This is a genomic window from Metabacillus mangrovi, assembly GCF_009711125.1.
Lineage (GTDB): Bacteria > Bacillota > Bacilli > Bacillales > Bacillaceae > Metabacillus_B > Metabacillus_B mangrovi.
The window spans coordinates 313,854-335,261 of the sequence record NZ_WMIB01000001.1 but is presented as its reverse complement, the minus strand read 5'-3'; the positions used below and the strand labels follow the sequence as shown (position 1 = coordinate 335,261).

The following is a 21,408-nucleotide window of genomic DNA, read 5'->3' as shown; positions in this document are numbered from 1 at the left end:
CGCTGCGCGACTGCGGGGTCTCACCTGTCCCGCTGCTCTCAGCTCGGAGTCTCACGCCTTTCGCTCCAATCAACAGGTGTGAAAAATCAACACGATGCTTTAACAAAGCCACTTAATTAAAAATAAAGTGCCTCGACTGCTTTGATGTAATCGATTCTCGGGTGCAATCCAATGGGAATCAAGGTTCCGCTGTCCTCTATTTCTGCTTTGGTGATGGACTTGCGCCCGCCGTCCTTCATCCGCTCCCAAAAGTGGATCAAGCGGCCGGCCGGCAATAAATAAATATGTCCGAACGCTGACAGGATCACAAAGCAGATTCCATCCTGTTCCAGGATCTGAGTCATATGGGCAATCTGATGTTCGTGGAAATTCTGCAGAGGAAATGAAGACGGGTTCTTCGTCTCCTTCGCTTCAAAATCCAAATACCTCCCTTTGTAGACACCGTTGTAATCGGTTGTTGATGACTGCTTGAAATAGGCCTCTTTGATGACGGCAGCGCTTCTGCGGGGGTAGTCCACCTGCACGATTTGAACCGGTGTAGGCTTTTTGTGGACGATGGCGATATTGCGGCTGCAATAAAACCGGTTCGTTTCATTTAAATCTTCCTCCAGGGTCATCCCCCGGTTGCTGTAGTTCGGATTGCTTTCTTTCTTTGCTGGTTTTCCTGTCTGATCTGCCGGTGTATATAGTTTACCGTTAGGATACCGAAAAGTCATATTTCCCCTCCCATGGCAAAGACTATATCCTATCATATCAGAAAATTGTTCCCTGTCATAAAAATAACCGCAATTTTTCTTTAGAACAGCATGGGGCAGAAAGAAGGTCAGATGATGAACACCTTTGAATCCGAAATCATACGCATTGTCAGCAGGAAGACAGAACGTGCGAACTACGATAACATATCCCGGACGAACGCATACCTTCAATACTACAGGAGAAACCCTGAAATTATGTGGTCTTTTTTGGCCAGCATGGTTTCCCGAAACGCCGGCTACAACATGACGGACCTTCATTCGCCATGCTTCGTCTCTGCCTTGAAAAGTGAGTTGAGAGACCAGCTTTTTATGGCGTATGAGGATGCGAACTGGCTGATTTTTTCTGATGCCTATCCACAGCTGCTTATATATGAAGAATCCAGGAAAACGGGGATCCCTCTGTTTAAGCTGCTTAGTGCCTGGCGTGTTTCCCCGTTTATGATTAAAGAATGGGAAGGCTTTTTTGCTGCACAGGATCAGGAAAGGCTGCTGACCTCTTTAATCATTAATGAGCAGCATCTGATTGACCGGCCTATACTCCGGCATCCGGTTTTCAGAAGAGCAGTCTTTACATCATTCGTATACAGGTTTCAGGATATGTTCCATTTTTCGACTGTTCTATTCCCCACTTTGAAAGGAGAACTGCACGGATATTCGGTATCGGGTTTTAAAAATAAGAATACACGGATTGAGCTGGGTAAAAAGCTTGGCAGGCTGCTGCTGAAAAGCAGGTGCTCCAGCGAATTTTACTTGTTTGCACGAGCCGTGCCGCACACAGGCGCAAGGTTTGACTACGAGCAATTCTTTCCGGATCGGAGAGTGCCGCAGACTCCGATTTTAAGGATGCTTTATCCTGCTGTCTGCCATCATATAGACGATTATAAACGGGATTGGTTTCATGGAGAGGATTTATCCCGCTACTACTTCAATGAAGAACAGGACGGCAGGAGTGAATTGACCGACTGGTTCCGCCGGAAGCGAAATCAGCTGCAGCTGTTCTCTACTTTAAAGGAATATGCCCGGGTACAAAAAAAGGCAGGGAAGTGATCCCTGCCGCAGCTTATACAGACGGACGGTTCGGTCCGTTCAATTTTTTATCGCCGGCAGCCGGTTTGGTCTGCGGCGCGTTTTGGCTTTGATCAGGCTTTTGTTTTTTCATTTTGCAAACACCTCCTGACTATAGTGTCTGCTGCAGAGCCATTTTCATTCCTTGTTGTCGAATCCGGAGAATTTACACTTTGTTTGCCGAAACGGTTCTAGTTTTGTCAATGAGGAAGGGAGCAGGCTGATTAAGGAGAATTCTTACTGCATGAAAGGAGATGGCCTCAATGGAAAAATTAATTGCCCGCGAGGAAATTGAAAACCTTTTGAAAGAAATTGAGAATGAAATGGACGAGCTCGAACAAAAGCTGGGGAAAACCGTTCAATTTGAAAAAGCCCAAAAGGAAGAACACCTTTTGGATCGCATAGACGAAACGCTGACTGCCGCTGCTGTGATTGAAAGGTCAATCCGCGTCCGTCAAGGCGCAAGCAGCTGGCAGGCTGAAAGCCCCCTCGCTTTAAATGCATCATTTTACTCCTGACGAGGTTCTGATACAATGAGCCCTAGAGGTGAATTCATTGGTAAAGGAATTGCAATTATCCCATAAACTGCTCGAGCTGAACCAGGAAGCAGCCCTTCGTTTTGAGAAAAGCAGGGAAGAAGAAGTGACGTATGATTTTTACCGGGATATTAAACCGGTTTTTGAACAAGGCTCCGCATTGGCGCATGAGTGGAAAGAACGTCTAACAGAAATGTTTAAAGAGGGCCGGCCGAAGTATATTCATGCATCGCAGCTTGAATCCGCTGTTGACAACCTTGAGCAGCAGCTGCTTCAGTCTTTTGATGCCAAAGCGAAGGCGCTTAGATTCAGAAATACGAAAGAGTCTGTTGACTATACGGTACAATCCGTCATTGAGTGGCTGGAGGAGAAAAGCTGAACACTTCCCCGGCCAATAAAAAAAGGCTGCCGGAACACCAGTGAAAACTGGCATTCCGGACAGCTTTTTTTATTTAATCTTTTACTGATTCAATAACAACGGGGCGGTCGCCTTCGCTTGCCACGGTTCCGATGGAATATTCGGCATGCTCGTTCATTTTCGCTTCAGCCGGTTTTCCGTAAGCAGGCGTTTCAGACTCATGGCCTTTTTTCTTGTGGTTGTAATGTGCTCCTCTTCCCATATCGACCCGCTCCTTTAAAATATGATTGTACAGGTACAAAAATCCTCCTCCTGAATAAACTGGTTATCAGCCCAATCAGTCCGGTATTATAAACCCGGCGTTCCGATAAACGATCAGGAGGTTTTCCAACATGTTTTATCCATACGGTGCCAATGAAACAGCGAGAACACCAAGATTTAAACAAAGACAAGCAGACAGGCAGGCATCCTGGGGACGCCAGGATGCAGCATTCCAGCAGCATGCCTACCCTTATGAAGCCTATCAGAACACAGTGCCTTATCAGCAGCAGACCCTGTATCAGTATCAGCCTGTAACACCGACTATTCCTTACATGCAGAACCTGGCTCAATTTACCCCCAATACTGCTTTTCAGCCCCAGCCTGGATACCAGCAGCAGCCGCCATATCCGTACCCCTATCCGAAAAACGGCCCTTTCCAGCCGCAGCAGTCAAACGGGATGCAAACGATGCTGTCACAGTTCAAAAAGCCGAACGGCCAGTATGACTACAACAAAATGATGGATACAGCCGGGCAGATGATGAGTGCAGTGAACCAGATGAGCTCACTTTTTAAAGGGGTGACCGGATTCCTTAAATAAAAGAATTCACGGGCGTTTTTTGTTTTCTGCCAGTTTGTTCATGACTTCACGGTAGGAGAGGCCGGAAGCAGCATTCAGCTTTTTCACTTCTTCTGCATCTGTATTGGAAAACGCTTTTAGCAGGGACTGCTTCTTCATCGGCTTTTCTCCTTTTTTTTCTCCGTCATTTCATCGGGAAGAGCTGCGCCGATTGAAGGGGAGGAGGATGGTTCTGCAATCACCCTGTCATTCAGCTGCTTAAAATCGGGCAGCTGTTTATTGTATGCTTTCATTGAATCCACCTCCAGCTATAGTATCCGCTTATTCAAAGAGGCCATACAAAAAAAGACACGGGACCCCGTGTCATTTTTTTGGTATCCGTATGATCAGCTTTCCATCATGCAGTGCAGTAAGCATCATCTGATCATTCACGTCAGCCGGGAGGAGTACAGACCTTGAAAAACGGCTGTAAGTGGTGCTTTGGATAGATTGTCTCCCGCTGTCTGCCCCGGAAAATACTTTATGATCCAACTCGATCGTTAACGTACGGCCGGTTATGTCGATATCCAGATCTTCCATTGAAGCGGCCGGAATGCTCGCTTCTACCAAAACTTCCTCTTCCAGTTCGCGCGTATGGATCTCCATATAGGGGAATTCTGCATTCTGTAAAAAAAGTTCTTCGAATTGCTTTAAAAAATGCTTGATCGGTGAAGATTGGAAAAACGCATCCACAACGTCTGAAAGCTCCCGGTTAAAGCCGCCTAAATCCGGGGTGCCGTTTTCATTTTTCTTCTTCATGGTCATCCATCCTTTTCTTCTGGGCTGCTATACACACTATGCTGTAAGAACAAAAAGGTTATTAATTGAAAAAAGTTCTCTCATTATGCTTTAATAATCCTGTACATACATGCAGCAGATGAGTTTAATACCATGTTTCCGGGGTATGTTGATAATGAATATTCCGGTAGGAGGAGTTACAGATGTTCAAAAAATTATTCGGTAAAAAAGAAGAGGCTCCTAAAGAAGAGTCTGTATTTGCGCCAATGAGTGGAGAGCTTGTCGCGCTTGAAGAAGTGCCTGATCCGGTCTTTTCCCAAAAAATGATGGGGGACGGAGCGGCCATCATTCCAGCTGACGGCAGAATCGTTGCTCCTGTTAATGGAGAGATCATCCAGCTTTTCCATACGAAGCATGCCATAGGAATCCGTTCAGAGACAGGCATGGAGCTTCTTGTCCACGTTGGTCTCGAGACAGTCGGCATGAATGGAGAGGGCTTTGAAGCCCATGTGAAAGAAGGAGACAAAGTGACGGCGGGAGATCTGCTGCTTACATGTGATCTTGACCTGATCAATGAGAAAGCCTCCAGCACCATTACCCCGATTGTGATCACAAACGGTGACATTCTTGAGTCCGTGGAAAAGATGGACGCAATGAAGGCTGAAGAGGGAAAAACAGAAATATTCAAAGTGAAGGCAAAGTAATCAAAATTGGAGCCCCTGCAATCGGGTGCTCTTTTTTATATCCGGCGGGCTTCACATTGTGCCGGCCCTTCCGCTCAGCAGCGGAATCCGGCATCAGGATGTACATGATAAAAAATTCTTTTAAAACGAACGTGTATTCGGTACAATAGCAGGAAAGAGGTGAGCGGAATGTTTCGGAAAAAATCGATGGACCAGCTTGTGGAATGGCTGAAAAACGATGAGGACTACAAGGATAAAATCGTACACTGGAGAACCATTGATCCGGTAAAAGCGAAAACAGCTGAAATGCCGGAGGATCTTCATCCAAAACTGTTGAGTGCTCTTGGAAGCAGGGGGATTTATGAGCTGTACACCCATCAGCGCACTGCCTATGAAGCTGCAGCCGGCGGCCGGAGCATAACGGCAGTAACTCCGACCGCCTCCGGAAAAACGCTCTGCTATAACCTGCCCGTTCTGCAGCAAATCTTAACGCAGCGTGACAGCAGAGCGCTTTATCTTTTTCCGACAAAAGCGCTCGCCCAGGATCAGAAAAGCGAACTGAATGATTTGATCCAGCTGATGGACGAACCGATTTATTCATATACGTATGATGGGGATACATCCCCGGCGATCCGGCAGGCAGTCAGGAAAGCGGGGCATATCGTCCTGACGAATCCGGATATGCTTCACTCGGCGATCCTCCCGCATCATACGAAATGGATCTCCCTGTTTGAAAATCTGAAATATATCGTAATCGATGAGCTTCATACTTACAGAGGAATTTTCGGGAGCCACGTAGCAAATGTCATCCGCAGGCTTTTAAGGATCTGCCGCTACTATGGAAGCAGCCCGGTGTTCATTTGCACTTCCGCAACCATCGCAAACCCGCAGGAGCTTGGAGAAAAGCTGACCGGCACCGCTATGCAGCTAGTAGATAACAATGGCGCTCCTTCAGGGAAAAAACATTTTGTCTTTTACAATCCTCCTATTGTGAACAAGGCGATGAACATCCGCAAGAGTGCGACACTCGAGGTTCGGGATCTGGCCGGCCATTTTTTGAGCAACGGTATTCAGACGATTGTATTTGCGAGAAGCAGAGTAAGAGTTGAAATCATCCTGACCTACCTTCAGGAGCTGATTAAACGGAAACTTGGCCCCAAGACGATCAGAGGATACAGAGGGGGTTATCTGCCCAAACAGAGGCGGGAGATCGAGAAAGGCTTGCGATCCGGTGAGATTATCGGGGTAGTCAGTACGAATGCACTCGAGCTTGGAGTCGATATCGGGCAGCTGCAAACCTGCATCATGACCGGATACCCTGGAACCATTGCCAGTGCATGGCAGCAGGCAGGAAGGGCAGGCAGAAGACACGGGGAAGCATTTATTGTCATGGTGGCAAGCTCGAACCCGCTTGATCAGTATATCATCCAGCACCCGGATTACTTCTTCAGCCAGAATCCGGAGACGGCTGTCATTGACCCGGACAACCTGATTGTTCTTGTCGATCACATTAAATGTGCTGCGTTTGAGCTGCCGTTCCGTGAAACGGATACATTCGGAGAAACGGACATCACCGAAATACTGGAGTATCTCGCAGAAGAACATGTTCTGGTCCGGAGCAGGGGCCAATTCCACTGGATGAATGCATCGTTTCCTGCACATAACATCTCTCTCCGGTCGGCCTCCCAGGAAAATGTCGTCATTATTGACCAGTCCGACATATCAGCTGTCAAAGTCATCGGTGAAATGGACCGTTTCAGCGCGATGACGCTGCTTCATGACGAAGCGATCTACCTTCATCAGGGCATTCAGTTTCAAGTGGAGTATCTTGACTGGGAAGAGAAAAAGGCGTTTGTCAGAGAGGTAAAAACCGATTACTATACAGATGCGAATTTAGCTGTGCATTTGAAGGTTCTTGAAACGGATCTGTCCCAGGATGCAGGCCATTATGAAGCGGGATTCGGCGATGCAGCTGTTCAGGCCATGGCGACAATCTTTAAAAAGATCAAATTCGACACGCATGAAAATATCGGATCCGGTCCGATCTCCCTGCCTGAGGAAATCCTTCATACGAACGCTTCCTGGCTCAGTCTTCATTTGGAAGACCGGGAATGGGGCGAGGAGCGGATTGAAGAGGCCCTGATGGGGGCTTCGAACGTTTTCCGCCACATTGCACCGCTGAAGGTAATGTGTGATCCATCGGATCTTCACGTTATTTCCCAGGTAAAGGCATCGCACAATGAGCTGCCTACAATCTTTTTATACGACAGATACCCGGGGGGCGTCGGGCTCTCGAAGTCCCTTTACACCCAGTTCCATGAGCTGATCGAAGAGAGCTTCCAGCTCATCGATGCCTGCCCTTGCGAGTACGGGTGTCCTTCCTGCATCGGCACAGACGGCAGCACCGATACCCAAAAAGAGGACACATTAAGTTTATTAAACGATTTGAGGGAAGATCATGTCTTTAAAAAACAAACTGAACCGTCTGAAAGACCACATCATTAAAGAAGAAAAGTCACAGCCTGTGATGGAAGAACGAAAAACTGCAGCAGGGAAGACCGCTTTAAAAGCCATACAGCATGGGGATGAATACTGTCTGCTTCGGGAAACATCCTATCCGCTCGATTATCAGCATGGCATCTATAACCTGGGGGAATGCATGGAAGTCATCAGCAGGTGGAACTCCTCCGGCCTGCAGCACCCCCTGACTGCAAAAGGACACAATCCAGGCGACCTTTTCTTTTTTGATACAGAAACAACCGGTCTCGGAGGAGGGGCGGGGAATATGATCTTCCTGCTCGGCCATGCTTCCTTTACAGATAAAGAAGTCGTTGTCCGCCAGCACCTTCTTCCGAAGCCCGGCCACGAAGTCGCTTTTTACAAAGATTTTTTGAAGTATGTGGATATTACAACCCTGGTCACGTACAATGGCAAATCTTTTGACTGGCCGCAGGTAAAGACGAGGCATACACTCATACGCGAGTTTTTGCCGGAGCTCCCCTCATTCGGACATTTCGATCTCTACCATGCATCACGCAGGTTGTGGAAGCACAAAGGGTTTGCCATGAAGCTTGCGAATGTGGAATCGGAAATTCTGGGCATCAACAGAGAAGATGATGTTCCGGGCTACCTCGCACCGATTATTTATCAGCACTACGTCCAGACCGGAGATGAATCCGTGCTGGAGGGAATACTGAAGCATAACGAACTGGACGTTCTTACCCTGATCACTCTTTACACCCATTTGTCCAGAAAACTCCTAGGAGTCGGGATGCAGTCAGAGGGTGATGATAAGGAAGAATATGAAGTGGCCAGATGGTATGAGTTGGCTGGAGAGCACGGAACGGCTTTTCAGGAATACGAAAGGATCGCCAAAGAAGGCACAGGCAGACTGCTGGATGCAAAGCATAAACTGGCTGCAGCGTTTAAGAAGAAAAAGGAATGGGATGAAGCCGTCCCGCTCTGGGAAGAGATTGCAGCAAAGGACAGGGGGAAACTCCGCCTTGATGCATACGTACAGCTAGCGATGTATTATGAGCATACTGTAAAAGACCTGGACAAAGCTCTCGAATATACCGGCTATCTTCTGCAGGCTGCAAAGGAATGTAAGCAGATGGGGGGACATGGATCGATGGAGTCTGTCCTGACTGAGGGAAATAAACGGAAAAACAGGCTGACCGGGAAATTATCGGTGAATTATTCCCCGGGCAAGCGCAGGAAATGAGAAAATCCGCCAAATTTTTAACGAAATTGTGACAATTTCAAACCTTTGTAAACAGGAATTGTAGAATTGTGATGAAGCATGTAAAATAGATGATTGTAAGCCAATTATTTATTAGGAGAATGCTTAAATGTACAAAGGTGTCCTGTATCTCTTCTTTATCGTAATTATTGCCACGGTCTATGTTTTTACAGCATTCAAAGAAACGTTTTACGCCTATCTTTAATTTGTACAGAAAAATAGGTGTTTGCAATAGTACAGGTACACTCCTTTTAGCATAACTTGTATGGAAAGCAAGATATATAACTAAAGGAGTGAACAAAATGTTTGGAAGAAGACCATATATGATGCCTCCAATTGTGCATCCTACCCAATGCTGTATGACAAACACTTGCTCAACAACTGTAGTACCTCATATTCACCCTCAGCACACCACTAATGTCAATCATCAGATGTACCAGCATCTTCACTACCATCCGCAAACGCAATCCGCAGTTAATGAGGTTTCCCACCAGCACTTCAATTGCGGCGGTCCGAGACCTTACTGAAAAGAGAGGAGCTGTTAGAGCAGCTCCTTTAATTATGGGCAGGTGAATGAGATGAAAACGGTAGCTGTAACCGGCTATAAGCCGCATGAACTGGGGATCTTTTCGAAAAACCATCCCGGTGTGCACTACATAAAAAAACTGCTTGAAAGAGAACTTAAAGTGCTTATTGATGAAGGACTCGAATGGGTCATCGTCAGCGGTCAGCAGGGAGTAGAGATGTGGGCGGCTGAAACGGTTCTTGAGCTGAAGGAAGAATATCCTGATCTGAAGCTTGCGGTCCTGACACCGTTTTTCCATCAGGAGGAAAAATGGAAAGATGCTGCGAAAGAGCAGTATGAGATGATCATGATGGAGGCGGATTTTGCAGAAAGCATCAGCAAGCGTCCCTATGAAAGTCCAAAGCAATTTTCAATGAAAAATCAGTTTATCATCCGGAAAACCGATGGGATGATTATGATCTACGATGAAGAGAAGCCGGGTTCGCCGAAATTTATGCTGGAAGCTGCCCGTAAAATGACACAGGAAAACGAATACTCCATTAGGCTCTTCTCTTTTTATGATTTGCAGAATATAGTGGAAGAGCTTCAGGAGTGAACGGTTTAAAAACCTTTTATAATGGGGAAATTGACAATTGGAAGGATTTCTGAAAAAATATAAAGTAACCATTTTTGATCGGGGTGAAAGAAATGCTTTCTGACAAAGTAAAGCTGACGGCCAAGGAAATACTGGAAAAAGAATTCAAAACATCTGTAAGAGGCTACAAACAGGAGGATGTTGATAAATACCTTGATTTTATTATCAAGGATTATGAAACGCTCCATCAGGAAATAGAGGAACTTCAGCAGGAAAATCTGCGCTTAAAAAAGCAGCTTGAAGAGGCCTATAAAAAACAGCCTTCCCAGACGAATACGACTAACTTTGATATTTTGAAGCGCTTGTCCAATCTGGAGAAGCATGTATTCGGAAGCAAGCTGTACGATTGATACATAAAAATAGGCCGAAAACGGCACTTGCTTTTGTGAATGAAATTTGCTATGATTTATATTGCTGTTAACAGCGGCTAACTAAATAATGACGTTCAGGTAATCGCTGCAGGCTTTAGGTCTGCAGAGGAAAGTCCATGCTCGCACGGTGCTGAGATGCCCGTAGTGTTCGTGCCTGGCGAATTCATAAGCCAGGGTGGTCCGGATTTCCGGGCTAACGGCGGGGAACGCGCCTAAGTCCTTATGGATATGGCGCCACTACTCTGAAAGTGCCACAGTGACGGAGTCCTGCAAGAAATTGCAGGAGTGGAACGAGGTAAACCCCTCGAGCGAGAAACCCAAATTATGGTAGGGGCATTTTCCCGGAGGAACTGAACGAAGGGAAAGACAGAGCCGTTCCCGGTTCTGTAGATAGATGATTGCCGCCTGAGTACGAGGTGACAGCCGCTTGCAGTACAAAGGAACAAAACATGGCTTATCGAACGTCGTTAGGTAAAAGTTACCGTGAATATGAATTAAACCTGGCTCTCCTTGTTGAAGGAGAGCTTTTTCGTTACAATATGTACGGGTACAGCTAACATCTGCCCGGCATCTACATAGAATGGAGAGCTGCAATGATGAAAGATTTGACATTAATCGCCACTTCAGCAATGGGGCTGGAATCGCTTGTGGCCAAAGAGGTCGGCGATCTTGGATATGAATACGAGACTGAAAACAGCAAAGTAACCTTTAAAGGCGATGCAAAAGCAATCGCCCGGTCAAACCTGTGGCTGAGGACGGCAGACCGCATAAAAATAAAAGTCGGAGAATTTAAGGCTGAAACGTTCGACGAGCTGTTCGAACAGACGAAAGCATTGAACTGGGGAGATTACATACCGGTGAATGCAGAATTTCCCGTGATCGGGAAATCAGTGAAGTCCAAGCTGTTCTCCGTTCCCGACTGCCAGAGTATTGTAAAAAAAGCGGTTGTAGAAAACATGAGAAAGCATCACCGTTTGCAGTCAGGCTGGTTTGAAGAGAACGGTCCGCTTTACAGGATTGAAGTGGCCATTCTTAAAGACGTCTGCACCCTGACCATCGATGCATCCGGGACAGGCCTACACCGCAGGGGATTCAGAATTGGGCAGGGGGAAGCACCGATTAAAGAAACGCTTGCTGCGGCCCTCATTATGCTGACAAACTGGAATGCCGATAAACCGTTCGCGGATCCTTTCTGCGGATCAGGAACCCTTCCGATTGAAGCAGCCCTGATCGGGCAGAACATTGCTCCCGGCTTTAACCGTGAATTTGCATCTGAAAAATGGGATTGGATCGGGAGAGAAGTCTGGAACGAAGCCCGGATGGAAGTCGAGGACCTGGCCCGTTATGATCAGAAGCTTGAGATCCAGGGAAGCGACATCGACCACCGGATGGTGGAGATTGCAAAAGAAAATGCTGAAGAAGCGGGACTGTCGGATTTTATCTCGTTTAAACAAATGCAGGTAAGGGATTTTACCTCTTCCCTGGAATATGGTGTGATCGCAGGGAACCCGCCATATGGGGAGCGGCTCGGCGATAAACCGGAAGTAGAGGAAATGTATAAAGAAATGGGCCGGGCATTTGAAAAACTGGACACCTGGTCTGTTTATATGCTTACTTCCCATCCGGATTTCGAGAAGTTTTACGGGAAAAAAGCAACCAAAAAACGTAAGCTTTTCAACGGGTTCATCCGAACGGATTATTATCAGTATTGGGGTCCGAGGCCGCCAAGAAAGGTATAAAAAACCATTGTCCGGCATACACTGCTTCTATCTGTGAAAAAAGGAGAGAAGCCATCCATGCTGGGCAATGATCAATTTCAATTAATATCAAAGGCGCTGAACCGGTCTTATGAGCAGCTCGCAGGCCAGCCTGAAGAGAGCATCGGTCTTCTATCCATCGGAACGGCGAGAGAGGATCTTCTGCAGGCCATCTCCCATGCCTCGGCTCTGGAAAAAAAGCTGCTGATTCAATCACTTTACGACCGATACTGAACCTGCATAGGAGGAACCACTCGGTTCCTCTTTTTATGTGCAGGATTCTTGCCGGATGATAGAGTCCGTGATAAAATTAAATTTCTGAATTTAAAAAGAGGAACGGTGTTAAATACATGACAACTGCTCGTTTGCCTTTCCCTATCTCTAAAGATGAAACATTCTATGAAGGTTTATCCAACTGGATTGGTGATGTTTTTTACGATATTCTTCCTGAAAAAGGTTTTGATTTAAGAGATGAACAAATTTTTATGGCTTTCCAGCTGGAAAGAGCCTTTAAGGAAAAGAAAACCATTTTTGCAGAAGCCGGCGTAGGGACAGGAAAAACACTTGTGTACCTGCTCTTTACGATTGCTTATGCACGTTATACCGGGAAGCCGGCGATTATCGCCTGTGCCGATGAAACCCTGATCGAACAGCTGGTCAAAGAGGAAGGCGATATCCGGAAAATTGCTGAGCACCTTGACTTGGCCGTGGATGCCAGACTGAGCAAATCACAGGATCAATATTTGTGTGTGAGGAAGCTTGAGCATGCAGTTCAGAGAGAAGATAACGAAAAATTTGATGACATTCACGAAGGACTGCCGGATTTCGTCCACAATCCTGCCGGACTGCAGAGATATACACCATACGGAGACCGGAAACAGTACCCGGAGGTTTCAGACGAAGAATGGACAAGGATTTCCTGGGATCCTTTTCAGGACTGCCAGTCATGTGAATTCAGACAGCGCTGCGGCCTCACTCTTTCAAGAGACTATTACCGTAAAGCTTCGGATCTCATTATCTGCTCCCATGATTTTTATATGGAACATATTTGGACTGCGGAATCGCGTAAGCGCGAAGGCCATCTTCCGCTTTTGCCTGAGCATAGCAGCGTTGTATTTGATGAAGGTCATCTTCTTGAATTCGCTGCTCAGAAAGCCTTAACTTACCGGGTAAGGAAAAGCAGTCTCGAAGCGAGCCTGGAACGCCTCCTCCAAAACGAGATCAGGGAGGAATTCGCGAACCTCGTAGAAGAGGCTCTCATGGTGAACGACCAATTTTTCAGCCTGCTTGAAGCGTCCTCTGTTAAAGTGCCGGATTCATTAAGAAACGACATCCAGAGTGGGGAAGCTTTAATGCAGAATGCAAGCAAGCTTCAATCTGCTCTCGAAAAAATCGGAGAGGCACTCGTCTTCGAAGGAGAGTTATACACCATAGACCCGTTCGAACTAAAAATAGCGGAAGAAATCCTTGAACAAATGGAATACTCAATCGGTCTATTCAATAAAGGAAACCACGCTGTATCCTGGACTGAGAGCCGCGACGGAGATCTGTGTCTCGTCATCATGCCGAGAACCGTTGAGGAGGTCCTGAAGGAGAAAGTGTTCAGCAGCGAAAAGCCGGTGATCTTTTCATCCGCCACCCTTTCAAGCGACAAGTCCTTCGAGTACATGGCAAGCAGTCTGGGAATCGGGGATTACTTATCGTTCTCTGTGGAATCGCCTTTTGATTACGAAGAACAGATGAAGCTCTTTATCTCGAATGGCAAGGAAGATGACGAGAAAGCAGAGCGGATCATCGAATCCATCAAACACAATGGCGGGAAAACACTGATACTTTTTCCTTCCCGCCAGGAAATGAACCGATTCAAAGCAGCTGCTGACCGTGAAGAGTTTCCATTCCCCGTTTATTATGAAGGGGAAAATGAAATCAGTGAGACGGTATCAAAATTCCAGCGGGAAATACCGTCTGTTCTTTGCAGCGTAAACTTATGGGAGGGTCTGGATGTGCCTGGAGAGTCTCTCTCCAACCTGATCATCTGGTCTCTGCCATACCCTCCCCAGGACCCAGTTTTTAATGCGAAGCGAAAATATACAGATGATCCTTACAAACAAGTCGATCTGCCATATATGATCCTAAGGCTCCGCCAGGGTCTGGGCCGTCTCATCCGGACAGGATCAGACGATGGCACAGCCACGATCTTTATTGATGCCGGCCAGCCGGAAGACACGCTGAGAGCCATCACAGGGATTCTCCCGATCGTACCATCTGAATAATCTTGATGAAGACCTGTCTTACCGGGGCTGCCAGCCTGTTGGGAAGACAGGCTTTTTTTTTGCTGCAGGCTGTATAAGCCGTTGACAGTAATAGCCCCCTTGGATACGATTATAGTTGGAATATTTCTGCAAATACAGAGGGGGATACATAATGATAAAGATCGAGACAGAAAAGCAGTTTTATGAACTGCTTCAAAAAATCCAAAGTTATCAGGAAGCTTTGAATGTCCTGTTTTGGGATTTACGCACCGGAGCGCCTAAAAAAGGGGTTGACCAGCGCTCAAAAACGATCGGGATCCTGTCAGCGGAAGAATTCAGGCTGAAAACATCAGATGAAATGAAGAGACTGCTTGATGAACTGAGCGCAACGCCGGATCTTTCCCCGAAAACAAGAGCTGCAGTTGAAGAATCCATTAAAGAATACAGCAAATACAAAAAAATCCCCGAGGCGGAGTATGCAGAATACGTCATGCTTCAGACAAAAGCGGAATCTGTATGGGAAACAGCTAAAGAAACGAATGATTTTCCGCTGTTCGCGCCTTATCTGGAACAGCTTGTGGAAACGAATAAAAAGTTTCTGGGCTATTGGGGCTATGAAGGCACACCTTACAATACGCTGCTCGGTTTCTATGAGCCGGGGATGACCGTCGATGTACTCGACCGCGTATTCGCTCAATTGCGGGAAAAAATTGTTCCTCTCGTCCAAAATATTTCAGCTGCCTCTAAACAGCCAAATGCAGATTTTATTTACGGGACCTTCCCGGCAGAGGAACAGAAGAAAGCAAGTGAATTTTTTCTGAAAGAGCTTGGCTATGATTTCTCAGCCGGACGCCTGGATGAAACGATCCATCCGTTCCAGATTTCGATCAACAGGAGCGATGTGAGGGTGACGACGAAATACGATGAGCAGGATTTCAGAACTGCTGTTTTCGGAACAATCCATGAATGCGGACATGCGCTTTATGAACAGAATATTTCAGAGGAGCTGGAAGGCACCCCTTTATGCAGCGGCACCTCATACGGCATTCACGAGTCACAGTCGCTTTTTTATGAAAACTTTATCGGCCGAAGCTTCGGATTTTGGAAGCGGTACTATGAAACGTTCAGAAGTTTTTCCCCGGAGCAGCTGCAATCGGTCTCTCTTGAAGACTTTTATTTTGCGATAAATGAATCGAAGCCGTCCCTGATCCGGATTGAAGCAGATGAGCTGACTTACTCGCTTCATATTATGATCCGTTATGAAATCGAGAAGGAGCTGTTTAACGGCAATCTGGCAGTAGCAGACCTCCCGGAAGTATGGAACAGGAAATATGAAGAATACCTTGGTGTTGTACCGCCCAATGATGCAAAAGGTGTGCTTCAGGACGTACACTGGGCAGGAGGCAGCTTCGGCTATTTCCCTTCCTACGCACTCGGCCTTCTGTACGGAGCGCAATTCAGAAATGCCATGCTGAAAGATCTGCCCGACCTTGAGGACCGCATTGAAAGAGGGGAACTCGGCAGCATCCTCTCCTGGCTGACCGAGAAAATCCATCAGCACGGAAAAACAAAAAAACCGCTTCAGCTTCTTCAGGAGGTAACAGGTGAAGAACTGAACGCGGACCATCTGATCACCTACCTTACTGAAAAATACAGCCGGCTTTATTCACTGAGTTAAGGATTGAAAACCGTCTTTTGTATAGACGGTTTTCTTTTTTTTGCGGGCAGTTCAAGGGTGTAATTGGGTGTGCGCAGCGCACTGTGCACTGACCCTACATGCTTTAAAGCAGCGGGGGAACAGGGAAGGGAGCTCCAATCCCGTTTGCAGCCTGCGGTTCCGGGGAGGGGGGACGGAGGTTTCGCACTTTAGCGAAAGTGGGGTCAGAGCTCAGCACTGACCCCACATGCTTTAAAGCAGCGGGGGAACAGGGAACGGAGCTCCAGTCCCGTGTGCAGCCTGAGCTACCGGCTAGGGGGGGCGGAGCTTTCGTGCATTAGCGAAAGTGGGGTCAGAGCAAAAAAACTTCCCAGCAATCCTCCACCCGTCTCAACATTCTAAAATCCGAACGATACCTGATATTCTTCTTTTTTTTGTTCGTAACTCTTCCGGACCGACAAATTTCGTGCTATAATCACAAGTACATTCAATGCACTCATATAATCGCAGGGATATGGCCTGCAAGTTTCTACCGGATTGCCGTAAACAATCTGACTATGAGTAAGCAGACGCACGGTAAAGCCCGGGAAACACCGGGCTTCTATAGGCATCGCTTACTTCATAGTAGGCGGTGCCTTTTTTTGCCCGGGCCGCCTCCATCTATGAGAGGAGAGTTTCACTATGAATCTTTTAAAAGAAAAAATCGTGAATGAAGGCAAGGTTTTAAACGATCATGTATTAAAAGTCGATTCCTTCCTTAACCATCAGATTGATCCGTTTCTGATGCAGGAAATCGGAAAAGAGTTTGCTGAGAGGTTCAGGGAGGCAGGGGTAACGAAGATCTTAACGCTCGAGTCCTCGGGTATTGCACCTTCAGTGATGGCCGGTCTGTATCTCGGTGTGCCGGTTGTATTCGCGCGGAAGAGGAAATCGCTGACGCTGAGTGAAAATTTGCTGACGGCTGGAGTATACTCGTTTACAAAACAGGAAGAAAATACAATCGCGGTTTCAGGAAGCCGCTTTACGAATAAGGATTGTGTATTGATCATTGATGATTTCCTTGCGAACGGGCAGGCAGCGAAAGGTCTTGTTCACCTGCTGGAACAGGCAGGTTCCCATCTTGCGGGGATTGGAATCGTGATTGAAAAGTCATTTCAGGATGGCGGCGGAGAACTTCGGCGGAAGGGGATCAGGGTGGAGTCTCTTACCCGGATCGATTCACTTTCAGGAGGAGCAGTCCTTTTTGCAGAGGAGGCGGAAGTATGAAGCTGACAGCTGGTAAAACCGCTTCACTGGCACTGCAGCATGTATTGGCCATGTACGCCGGCGCAATGATTGTTCCGCTCATCGTCGGCAGCTCGCTCGGCCTAAGCAGCTCTCAGCTTACTTATTTAGTCTCAATCGACATATTCATGTGCGGCATCGCCACGCTTTTGCAGGTTCTTTCAAACCGCTTTTTTGGGATTGGCCTTCCGATTGTGCTCGGCTGCACCTTTACAGCGGTCGGACCGATGATCGCTATTGGAAGCGAATATGGCATCGCCTCAGTTTATGGAGCGGTGATCGCTTCCGGATTATTCGTGCTTTTAGCTGCCGGCATTTTTGGAAGGATTGCAGCGTTTTTCCCACCGGTCGTAACCGGCTCTGTCGTAACGATAATCGGAATTACGCTGATTCCAGTGGCGATGGGAAATATAGCTGGAGGCGAAGGAAGCAGGGATTACGGCTCGATCGAGAATGTTTCGATCGCATTTGGAGTACTTCTGCTGATCATCCTGCTTTTCCGCTTCACGAAAGGATTTTTCCGTTCCATTTCCATTCTGATCGGGATTGCAGCGGGTACAGCGGTGTGTGCGTTTATGGGAATGGCAGATTTTAAGGCGGTAGAAGAAGCATCGTGGGTTTCAGGTGTAAAGCCCTTTTATTTTGGGGTTCCAGCCTTTGAGTGGGCGCCTATTCTCACAATGATTTTGGTAGCCATCGTAAGCATGATTGAATCAACAGGCGTTTATCTTGCAGTGGCAGATTTATGCGGCAGGAAAATAAATGAGAAAGATCTTGCGAAAGGATACCGTGCTGAAGGGATCGCTTATTTGCTGGGAGGCATCTTAAATGCTTTTCCTTACACAGCTTATTCCCAGAATGTCGGTCTTATCCAGCTCTCAGGCGTAAAGAAAAGAAAAGTCATTGCCGTTGCCGGTGTTATGCTTGCCCTGCTCGGCCTTGTTCCGAAAATTGCAGCATTCACGACGGTCATTCCCTCGCCGGTGCTCGGAGGGGCGATGACTGCGATGTTTGGTATGGTCATTGCTTATGGCGTAAAAATGCTCTCAAGAGTGGATTTCTCTTCTCAGGAAAACCTGCTGATCATCGCCTGCTCGATTGGAATCGGAACAGGCGTGACCGCTGTTCCTGATCTGTTTGCCAGCATGCCGGAAGCATTCAAAATTCTGACGAGCAATGGGATCGTAGCCGGAAGTACTGCAGCGATCCTGCTGAACCTGCTGCTGAATACGAAAGGAAGAGCGAAGAAAGAGAGCGCTCAGCAGGATTACCGCGCTCTCAAAGCAGAAGCATGATGGTTAAACTAGAGGAAAGCCGGCATTCATGCCGGCTTTTATCGTGCGGTTTAATTGTTGCACTTCCTACGCTGTTGGTTCCAGAAAGGAAACCTTCAGCATGCCGACGGGCTGCTCGGCGAATATTTTGGCTTTTGACTGCAGGCCTGTTACTCTCGGAGGGGTGATATCCATGGCCATTCCTTTTGAGGACAAAGAGGTGGCGACTTGCCCGGCTACCATGTTGGCAAATTCACCTATAAAAGAAGAAAGCATTTCTCCTTCAAGGTTCATTCCATAAAGGGCCACGCCCATCTCCTTAAACACTTCCTCATTTCCTTCAATAAGAAGTCTGCCTTCCACTTCACCAATTACACCGATTTCGACAGCGGTCAGTACAGAGAGGGGATGTTCCTTTTGAGAGGAACTGATGCCTGGGATCATCGTTTCGATTGATTCAAATGTACTAGAAACAATTAAATCATAAAAAGATCTTGTCATTATATAGTTCCTCCGGCTTATATTCATGATTATCATACCATAGAACAATCAAAAAGGAACGGTTTTTGTCGAATCGTGAATCATAAATTGTTTACATCCGGTACATGATAAGAAGAGCTAAGGAGTGAAGATCATGGAGCAGCAGTTCAAAACAAAAGATGGAAGAACAGCCGTCATCCGACCCGTGAAAATGGAAGATGCAGAGGGGATCATTCGGGCTGCTGCATCTATTGTGAAGTCCGGCATCTACATACAAAAAGAGAAGGTAAGAACCATCCAGGAAGAACAGGATCTCATAAAAGAACTGCAGGCTAAAGGACATATGTATGCCGTTGTTGATTTGGAAGGTGAGGTATCCGGAATCGCAAGGGTCCTTAGAGGCGAATTAAAGATGAAACAGCATATAGGCATATTCCGCACATGGCTCGCAGAAACAGCACAGGGGCAAGGAATCGGAAAAGAAGTGATGGCTTATACCCTGGAGTGGGGCAAGTCCCATCACCTTCTGAAGATTTGCCTGACCGTCTTCAAGAGCAACGAGAAAGCAGTTAAGCTTTACGAGAATTATGGATTCGTAATTGAAGGCGTCCAGAAGGATCAGGTTTATCTGAACGGGAAGTATGATGACGAAATTCATATGGCCTATTTTTTCAAATAATCCTGGTGTTGGGAAGGATGGCCGGCAGTGGCTTTAAAATTGACTTTGAGGATGTGAGAGCAGTGGGTTACATATTATCCTTCGGGGCTTCTGAACTTCCTTATCAAGTCAGTCAGGAAGCCGGAACAGAGTTTGCAGAGACATTATTTAAAGGGAGCTTCAAAGATCTCCCGAGGCTTCTCCGGGCATTCAGGAACGGGGAGATCGAGAAGAGAAATTTTGCTGAACCTCTTGACTGGTATAAAGATGACCACTCGTTTGGGGAAAAAAACAGACGGTATATAGAGCATGCGGCTGCCTTCGGGGCAGAAGCGGTACAAGCAGCGATGACAAATCCTGCGTACTTATCCGAACCATTTGATTTCCAAGCGATCGATGCGCTGTTCTTTGTATCCACCACAGGGCTTTCAACCCCGAGCATAGATGCTAAAATAATGAATCGTCTTCCTTTTAAAGAAACAACAAAACGAATTCCGATCTGGGGGCTTGGTTGTGCAGGCGGTGCTGCTGGTCTCTCAAGGGCAATGGATTACTGCAAAGCCTATCCGGAAGCGAATGTCCTGGTGCTGGCCGTGGAACTGTGCAGCCTTACCTTTCAAAAAGGGGATTTAACAAAAAGCAATCTGATCGGGACTTCACTGTTTGCTGATGGTGCGGCTTGTATGGTGATAGCTGGGGAAAAATCTTCCGCCCTGAAAAAATCAGCACTGCCTTACGTTCCTGTAATTACGGCATCCCGCTCGGTGCTTATGAAAAACTCAGAGGACGTAATGGGGTGGGATATAGAGGATGACGGTCTTCATGTCATCTTCTCGCGGGATATTCCTTCAATCATCAAAGAGTGGCTCGGTCCCAATGTGAGAGAGTTTCTGCAGGAGCAAAACATAGACTGTGAGGAAATCGGAATGTTTCTGGCCCATCCAGGGGGAAAAAAGGTGTTGGATGCTTACATTGAAACGCTCGATTTAGAGCATGAAGCCATTGCTCACAGCAGGGAGATCTTGAAAAGCTATGGGAACATGTCTTCTGTTACAGTGCTCTATGTTATAGGGAGGGCAATGAGTGAACGCTTCAGCAGCAGGCCGGCCAAATCGTTATCAGGAGCGCTCGGGCCTGGGTTCAGTGCGGAACTTCTGCTTTTGGACTGGGAGGAAACGATATGATCCCGATTCTGCTCATCACCATTCTCATCCTTCAAAGAATATCGGAGCTTGGATTAGCACGCAAAAATGAAAAAGTATCTAAGGGAAAAGGAGGAATCGAGTACGGGAAGAGCCATTATCCTTACATGGTATCCATGCATACCGCTTTTCTGCTGGCCCTGGCAGCGGAAGCCCTGTTCGTTTCTGAGGGGCTGTCACCCTATTGGATGATACTGGTTCCGCTTATTTTCCTGACCCAGTACGTCCGCTATTGGGCGATCCGCTCACTTGGCTCCTCATGGAACACAAAAATTATCCTTTTGCCGGAACATGATGTTACCGTAATAGGTCCTTACCGCTATTTCAGGCATCCGAACTATGCAGTGGTTGCAGCGGAAATCCTATTAATTCCCCTGCTGTTCCAGGCGTATATTACGGCCATTGTGTTTACTGTCCTTAATGCTGCCATGCTCACCGTCAGGATCAGAGCAGAGGAAAAAGCACTAAAAGAGCATTCAGATTATCTGAATGCATTCAGACTTCGGAAAAATCAGCTCAAACCTTAACAGAACTGCATTCGTGCAGTTTTTTGTTCTT

The 21,408-nt window shown here is 47.0% G+C and carries 25 protein-coding genes, 1 other RNA gene and 1 riboswitch; of the genes, 20 read left to right on the top strand and 6 right to left on the bottom strand.

All coding sequences use genetic code 11. The features are described from left to right. Window positions 1-116: 116 nt before the first annotated feature. Window positions 117-716: a Holliday junction resolvase RecU gene (gene recU, locus GKZ89_RS01835; RefSeq protein WP_155110662.1), complete on the bottom strand. Its 600-nt coding sequence runs from the start codon at window positions 714-716 to the stop codon at window positions 117-119. Between the two features lie 114 nt (window positions 717-830). On the opposite strand from recU, the gene GKZ89_RS01830 reads away from it, so the two are divergent. The 3 genes from GKZ89_RS01830 (at window position 831) to GKZ89_RS01820 (ending at window position 2,735) form a co-directional block, all read left to right on the top strand. Beyond that, window positions 831-1,802 (top strand): DUF2515 family protein, encoded by a 972-nt coding sequence (locus GKZ89_RS01830; protein WP_162356359.1) that lies wholly within the window; start codon window positions 831-833, stop codon window positions 1,800-1,802. A gap of 281 nt (window positions 1,803-2,083) precedes the next feature. After that, window positions 2,084-2,338 carry a DUF5446 family protein gene (locus tag GKZ89_RS01825; RefSeq protein ID WP_155110660.1) on the top strand — a complete coding sequence of 85 codons (255 nt, stop codon included), beginning with the start codon at window positions 2,084-2,086 and terminating at the stop codon, window positions 2,336-2,338. Between the two features lie 28 nt (window positions 2,339-2,366). After that, entirely contained in the window at window positions 2,367-2,735 is a 369-nt protein-coding gene (locus tag GKZ89_RS01820) for a DUF1798 family protein (RefSeq protein WP_155110659.1), read from the top strand. A 73-nt stretch (window positions 2,736-2,808) separates the two neighbouring features. Here GKZ89_RS01820 and GKZ89_RS01815 read toward each other — a convergent pair whose 3' ends face one another. After that, entirely contained in the window at window positions 2,809-3,015 is a 207-nt protein-coding gene (locus GKZ89_RS01815; RefSeq protein ID WP_155110658.1) for a hypothetical protein, read from the bottom strand. A 91-nt stretch (window positions 3,016-3,106) separates the two neighbouring features. Between GKZ89_RS01815 and GKZ89_RS01810 the strand changes: the two genes are divergently transcribed. After that, complete coding sequence (locus tag GKZ89_RS01810) at window positions 3,107-3,574, top strand: YppG family protein (RefSeq protein ID WP_155110657.1); 468 nt, start codon at window positions 3,107-3,109, stop codon at window positions 3,572-3,574. Between the two features lie 6 nt (window positions 3,575-3,580). On the opposite strand, the gene GKZ89_RS21365 is transcribed toward GKZ89_RS01810, so the two are convergent. The 3 genes from GKZ89_RS21365 to GKZ89_RS01800 form a co-directional block, all read right to left on the bottom strand. Beyond that, entirely contained in the window at window positions 3,581-3,712 is a 132-nt protein-coding gene (locus GKZ89_RS21365; protein WP_277753188.1) for a hypothetical protein, read from the bottom strand. Beyond that, entirely contained in the window at window positions 3,709-3,846 is a 138-nt protein-coding gene (locus tag GKZ89_RS01805; protein ID WP_155110656.1) for a hypothetical protein, read from the bottom strand. The genes GKZ89_RS21365 and GKZ89_RS01805 overlap by 4 nt, the downstream gene beginning before the upstream one ends. Window positions 3,847-3,916: 70 nt before the next feature. Then, window positions 3,917-4,351, bottom strand: a complete 435-nt coding sequence (locus GKZ89_RS01800) for an Hsp20/alpha crystallin family protein (RefSeq protein ID WP_162356357.1) — start codon at window positions 4,349-4,351, stop codon at window positions 3,917-3,919. Between the two features lie 182 nt (window positions 4,352-4,533). On the opposite strand from GKZ89_RS01800, the gene GKZ89_RS01795 reads away from it, so the two are divergent. The 13 genes from GKZ89_RS01795 (at window position 4,534) to GKZ89_RS01735 (ending at window position 18,531) form a co-directional block, all read left to right on the top strand. Beyond that, a complete protein-coding gene (locus GKZ89_RS01795) occupies window positions 4,534-5,034 on the top strand; it encodes a PTS sugar transporter subunit IIA (protein WP_155110654.1) in 501 nt (166 codons plus the stop codon). A 168-nt stretch (window positions 5,035-5,202) separates the two neighbouring features. Continuing rightward, window positions 5,203-7,518 (top strand): DEAD/DEAH box helicase, encoded by a 2,316-nt coding sequence (locus tag GKZ89_RS01790; RefSeq protein ID WP_155110653.1) that lies wholly within the window; start codon window positions 5,203-5,205, stop codon window positions 7,516-7,518. Beyond that, on the top strand, window positions 7,472-8,737 hold the full coding sequence (locus tag GKZ89_RS01785) for a DUF6340 family protein (RefSeq protein WP_155110652.1): 1,266 nt from the start codon (window positions 7,472-7,474) through the stop codon (window positions 8,735-8,737). The genes GKZ89_RS01790 and GKZ89_RS01785 overlap by 47 nt, the downstream gene beginning before the upstream one ends. Window positions 8,738-9,057: 320 nt before the next feature. Continuing rightward, the gene (locus GKZ89_RS01780) at window positions 9,058-9,282 is read left to right on the top strand and encodes a CotD family spore coat protein (protein ID WP_155110651.1); all 225 of its coding nucleotides are present in this window, start codon (window positions 9,058-9,060) and stop codon (window positions 9,280-9,282) included. A gap of 51 nt (window positions 9,283-9,333) precedes the next feature. Next, window positions 9,334-9,876, top strand: coding sequence for an SLOG family protein (locus GKZ89_RS01775; RefSeq protein WP_155110650.1), 543 nt, complete (start codon window positions 9,334-9,336; stop codon window positions 9,874-9,876). A 92-nt stretch (window positions 9,877-9,968) separates the two neighbouring features. Continuing rightward, window positions 9,969-10,265 (top strand): cell division regulator GpsB, encoded by a 297-nt coding sequence (gene gpsB, locus GKZ89_RS01770; RefSeq protein WP_155110649.1) that lies wholly within the window; start codon window positions 9,969-9,971, stop codon window positions 10,263-10,265. 91 nt (window positions 10,266-10,356) lie between these two features. Continuing rightward, window positions 10,357-10,748: RNase P RNA component class B (gene rnpB, locus GKZ89_RS01765), an RNA gene on the top strand. A gap of 134 nt (window positions 10,749-10,882) precedes the next feature. Further along, window positions 10,883-12,025 (top strand): THUMP domain-containing class I SAM-dependent RNA methyltransferase, encoded by a 1,143-nt coding sequence (locus GKZ89_RS01760; RefSeq protein ID WP_155111083.1) that lies wholly within the window; start codon window positions 10,883-10,885, stop codon window positions 12,023-12,025. Window positions 12,026-12,082: 57 nt separating this feature from the next. After that, entirely contained in the window at window positions 12,083-12,277 is a 195-nt protein-coding gene (locus GKZ89_RS01755; protein ID WP_155110648.1) for a hypothetical protein, read from the top strand. A 116-nt stretch (window positions 12,278-12,393) separates the two neighbouring features. Then, a complete protein-coding gene (locus GKZ89_RS01750; protein WP_155110647.1) occupies window positions 12,394-14,316 on the top strand; it encodes an ATP-dependent DNA helicase in 1,923 nt (640 codons plus the stop codon). A 151-nt stretch (window positions 14,317-14,467) separates the two neighbouring features. Then, window positions 14,468-15,973, top strand: a complete 1,506-nt coding sequence (locus GKZ89_RS01745) for a carboxypeptidase M32 (RefSeq protein ID WP_155110646.1) — start codon at window positions 14,468-14,470, stop codon at window positions 15,971-15,973. Between the two features lie 455 nt (window positions 15,974-16,428). Further along, window positions 16,429-16,530: riboswitch (purine riboswitch) on the top strand. Window positions 16,531-16,633: 103 nt separating this feature from the next. Continuing rightward, window positions 16,634-17,218 (top strand): xanthine phosphoribosyltransferase, encoded by a 585-nt coding sequence (locus GKZ89_RS01740; RefSeq protein WP_155110645.1) that lies wholly within the window; start codon window positions 16,634-16,636, stop codon window positions 17,216-17,218. Beyond that, window positions 17,215-18,531, top strand: a complete 1,317-nt coding sequence (locus GKZ89_RS01735) for a nucleobase:cation symporter-2 family protein (RefSeq protein ID WP_155110644.1) — start codon at window positions 17,215-17,217, stop codon at window positions 18,529-18,531. Before GKZ89_RS01740 ends, GKZ89_RS01735 begins: the two co-directional genes overlap by 4 nt. A 66-nt stretch (window positions 18,532-18,597) precedes the next feature. Here GKZ89_RS01735 and GKZ89_RS01730 read toward each other — a convergent pair whose 3' ends face one another. Then, a complete protein-coding gene (locus tag GKZ89_RS01730; RefSeq protein ID WP_162356354.1) occupies window positions 18,598-19,011 on the bottom strand; it encodes a chemotaxis protein CheX in 414 nt (137 codons plus the stop codon). A 133-nt stretch (window positions 19,012-19,144) separates the two neighbouring features. On the opposite strand from GKZ89_RS01730, the gene GKZ89_RS01725 reads away from it, so the two are divergent. The 3 genes from GKZ89_RS01725 to GKZ89_RS01715 all read left to right on the top strand — a co-directional run bounded on the left by GKZ89_RS01725 (window position 19,145) and on the right by GKZ89_RS01715 (window position 21,377). Next, the gene (locus GKZ89_RS01725) at window positions 19,145-19,669 is read left to right on the top strand and encodes a GNAT family N-acetyltransferase (RefSeq protein ID WP_155110642.1); all 525 of its coding nucleotides are present in this window, start codon (window positions 19,145-19,147) and stop codon (window positions 19,667-19,669) included. Window positions 19,670-19,731: 62 nt separating this feature from the next. Then, a complete protein-coding gene (locus GKZ89_RS01720; protein WP_162356352.1) occupies window positions 19,732-20,832 on the top strand; it encodes a 3-oxoacyl-[acyl-carrier-protein] synthase III C-terminal domain-containing protein in 1,101 nt (366 codons plus the stop codon). After that, the gene (locus GKZ89_RS01715) at window positions 20,829-21,377 is read left to right on the top strand and encodes an isoprenylcysteine carboxyl methyltransferase family protein (protein ID WP_155110640.1); all 549 of its coding nucleotides are present in this window, start codon (window positions 20,829-20,831) and stop codon (window positions 21,375-21,377) included. Before GKZ89_RS01720 ends, GKZ89_RS01715 begins: the two co-directional genes overlap by 4 nt. Window positions 21,378-21,408: the final 31 nt, after the last annotated feature.

Coding starts and splice junctions, on each gene's coding strand:
- GKZ89_RS01750 (WP_155110647.1), top strand. CDS start 12,394: ATGACAACTGCTCGTTTGCCTTTCCCTATCTCTAAAGATGAAACATTC.
- GKZ89_RS01830 (WP_162356359.1), top strand. CDS start 831: ATGAACACCTTTGAATCCGAAATCATACGCATTGTCAGCAGGAAGACA.
- gpsB (WP_155110649.1), top strand. CDS start 9,969: ATGCTTTCTGACAAAGTAAAGCTGACGGCCAAGGAAATACTGGAAAAA.
- GKZ89_RS01800 (WP_162356357.1), bottom strand. CDS start 4,351: ATGAAGAAGAAAAATGAAAACGGCACCCCGGATTTAGGCGGCTTTAAC.
- GKZ89_RS01735 (WP_155110644.1), top strand. CDS start 17,215: ATGAAGCTGACAGCTGGTAAAACCGCTTCACTGGCACTGCAGCATGTA.
- GKZ89_RS01715 (WP_155110640.1), top strand. CDS start 20,829: ATGATCCCGATTCTGCTCATCACCATTCTCATCCTTCAAAGAATATCG.
- GKZ89_RS01805 (WP_155110656.1), bottom strand. CDS start 3,846: ATGAAAGCATACAATAAACAGCTGCCCGATTTTAAGCAGCTGAATGAC.
- GKZ89_RS01740 (WP_155110645.1), top strand. CDS start 16,634: ATGAATCTTTTAAAAGAAAAAATCGTGAATGAAGGCAAGGTTTTAAAC.
- GKZ89_RS01755 (WP_155110648.1), top strand. CDS start 12,083: ATGCTGGGCAATGATCAATTTCAATTAATATCAAAGGCGCTGAACCGG.
- GKZ89_RS01775 (WP_155110650.1), top strand. CDS start 9,334: ATGAAAACGGTAGCTGTAACCGGCTATAAGCCGCATGAACTGGGGATC.
- GKZ89_RS01785 (WP_155110652.1), top strand. CDS start 7,472: ATGTCTTTAAAAAACAAACTGAACCGTCTGAAAGACCACATCATTAAA.
- GKZ89_RS21365 (WP_277753188.1), bottom strand. CDS start 3,712: ATGAAGAAGCAGTCCCTGCTAAAAGCGTTTTCCAATACAGATGCAGAA.
- recU (WP_155110662.1), bottom strand. CDS start 716: ATGACTTTTCGGTATCCTAACGGTAAACTATATACACCGGCAGATCAG.
- GKZ89_RS01780 (WP_155110651.1), top strand. CDS start 9,058: ATGTTTGGAAGAAGACCATATATGATGCCTCCAATTGTGCATCCTACC.
- GKZ89_RS01790 (WP_155110653.1), top strand. CDS start 5,203: ATGTTTCGGAAAAAATCGATGGACCAGCTTGTGGAATGGCTGAAAAAC.
- GKZ89_RS01725 (WP_155110642.1), top strand. CDS start 19,145: ATGGAGCAGCAGTTCAAAACAAAAGATGGAAGAACAGCCGTCATCCGA.
- GKZ89_RS01810 (WP_155110657.1), top strand. CDS start 3,107: ATGTTTTATCCATACGGTGCCAATGAAACAGCGAGAACACCAAGATTT.
- GKZ89_RS01745 (WP_155110646.1), top strand. CDS start 14,468: ATGATAAAGATCGAGACAGAAAAGCAGTTTTATGAACTGCTTCAAAAA.
- GKZ89_RS01730 (WP_162356354.1), bottom strand. CDS start 19,011: ATGACAAGATCTTTTTATGATTTAATTGTTTCTAGTACATTTGAATCA.
- GKZ89_RS01825 (WP_155110660.1), top strand. CDS start 2,084: ATGGAAAAATTAATTGCCCGCGAGGAAATTGAAAACCTTTTGAAAGAA.
- GKZ89_RS01760 (WP_155111083.1), top strand. CDS start 10,883: ATGAAAGATTTGACATTAATCGCCACTTCAGCAATGGGGCTGGAATCG.
- GKZ89_RS01795 (WP_155110654.1), top strand. CDS start 4,534: ATGTTCAAAAAATTATTCGGTAAAAAAGAAGAGGCTCCTAAAGAAGAG.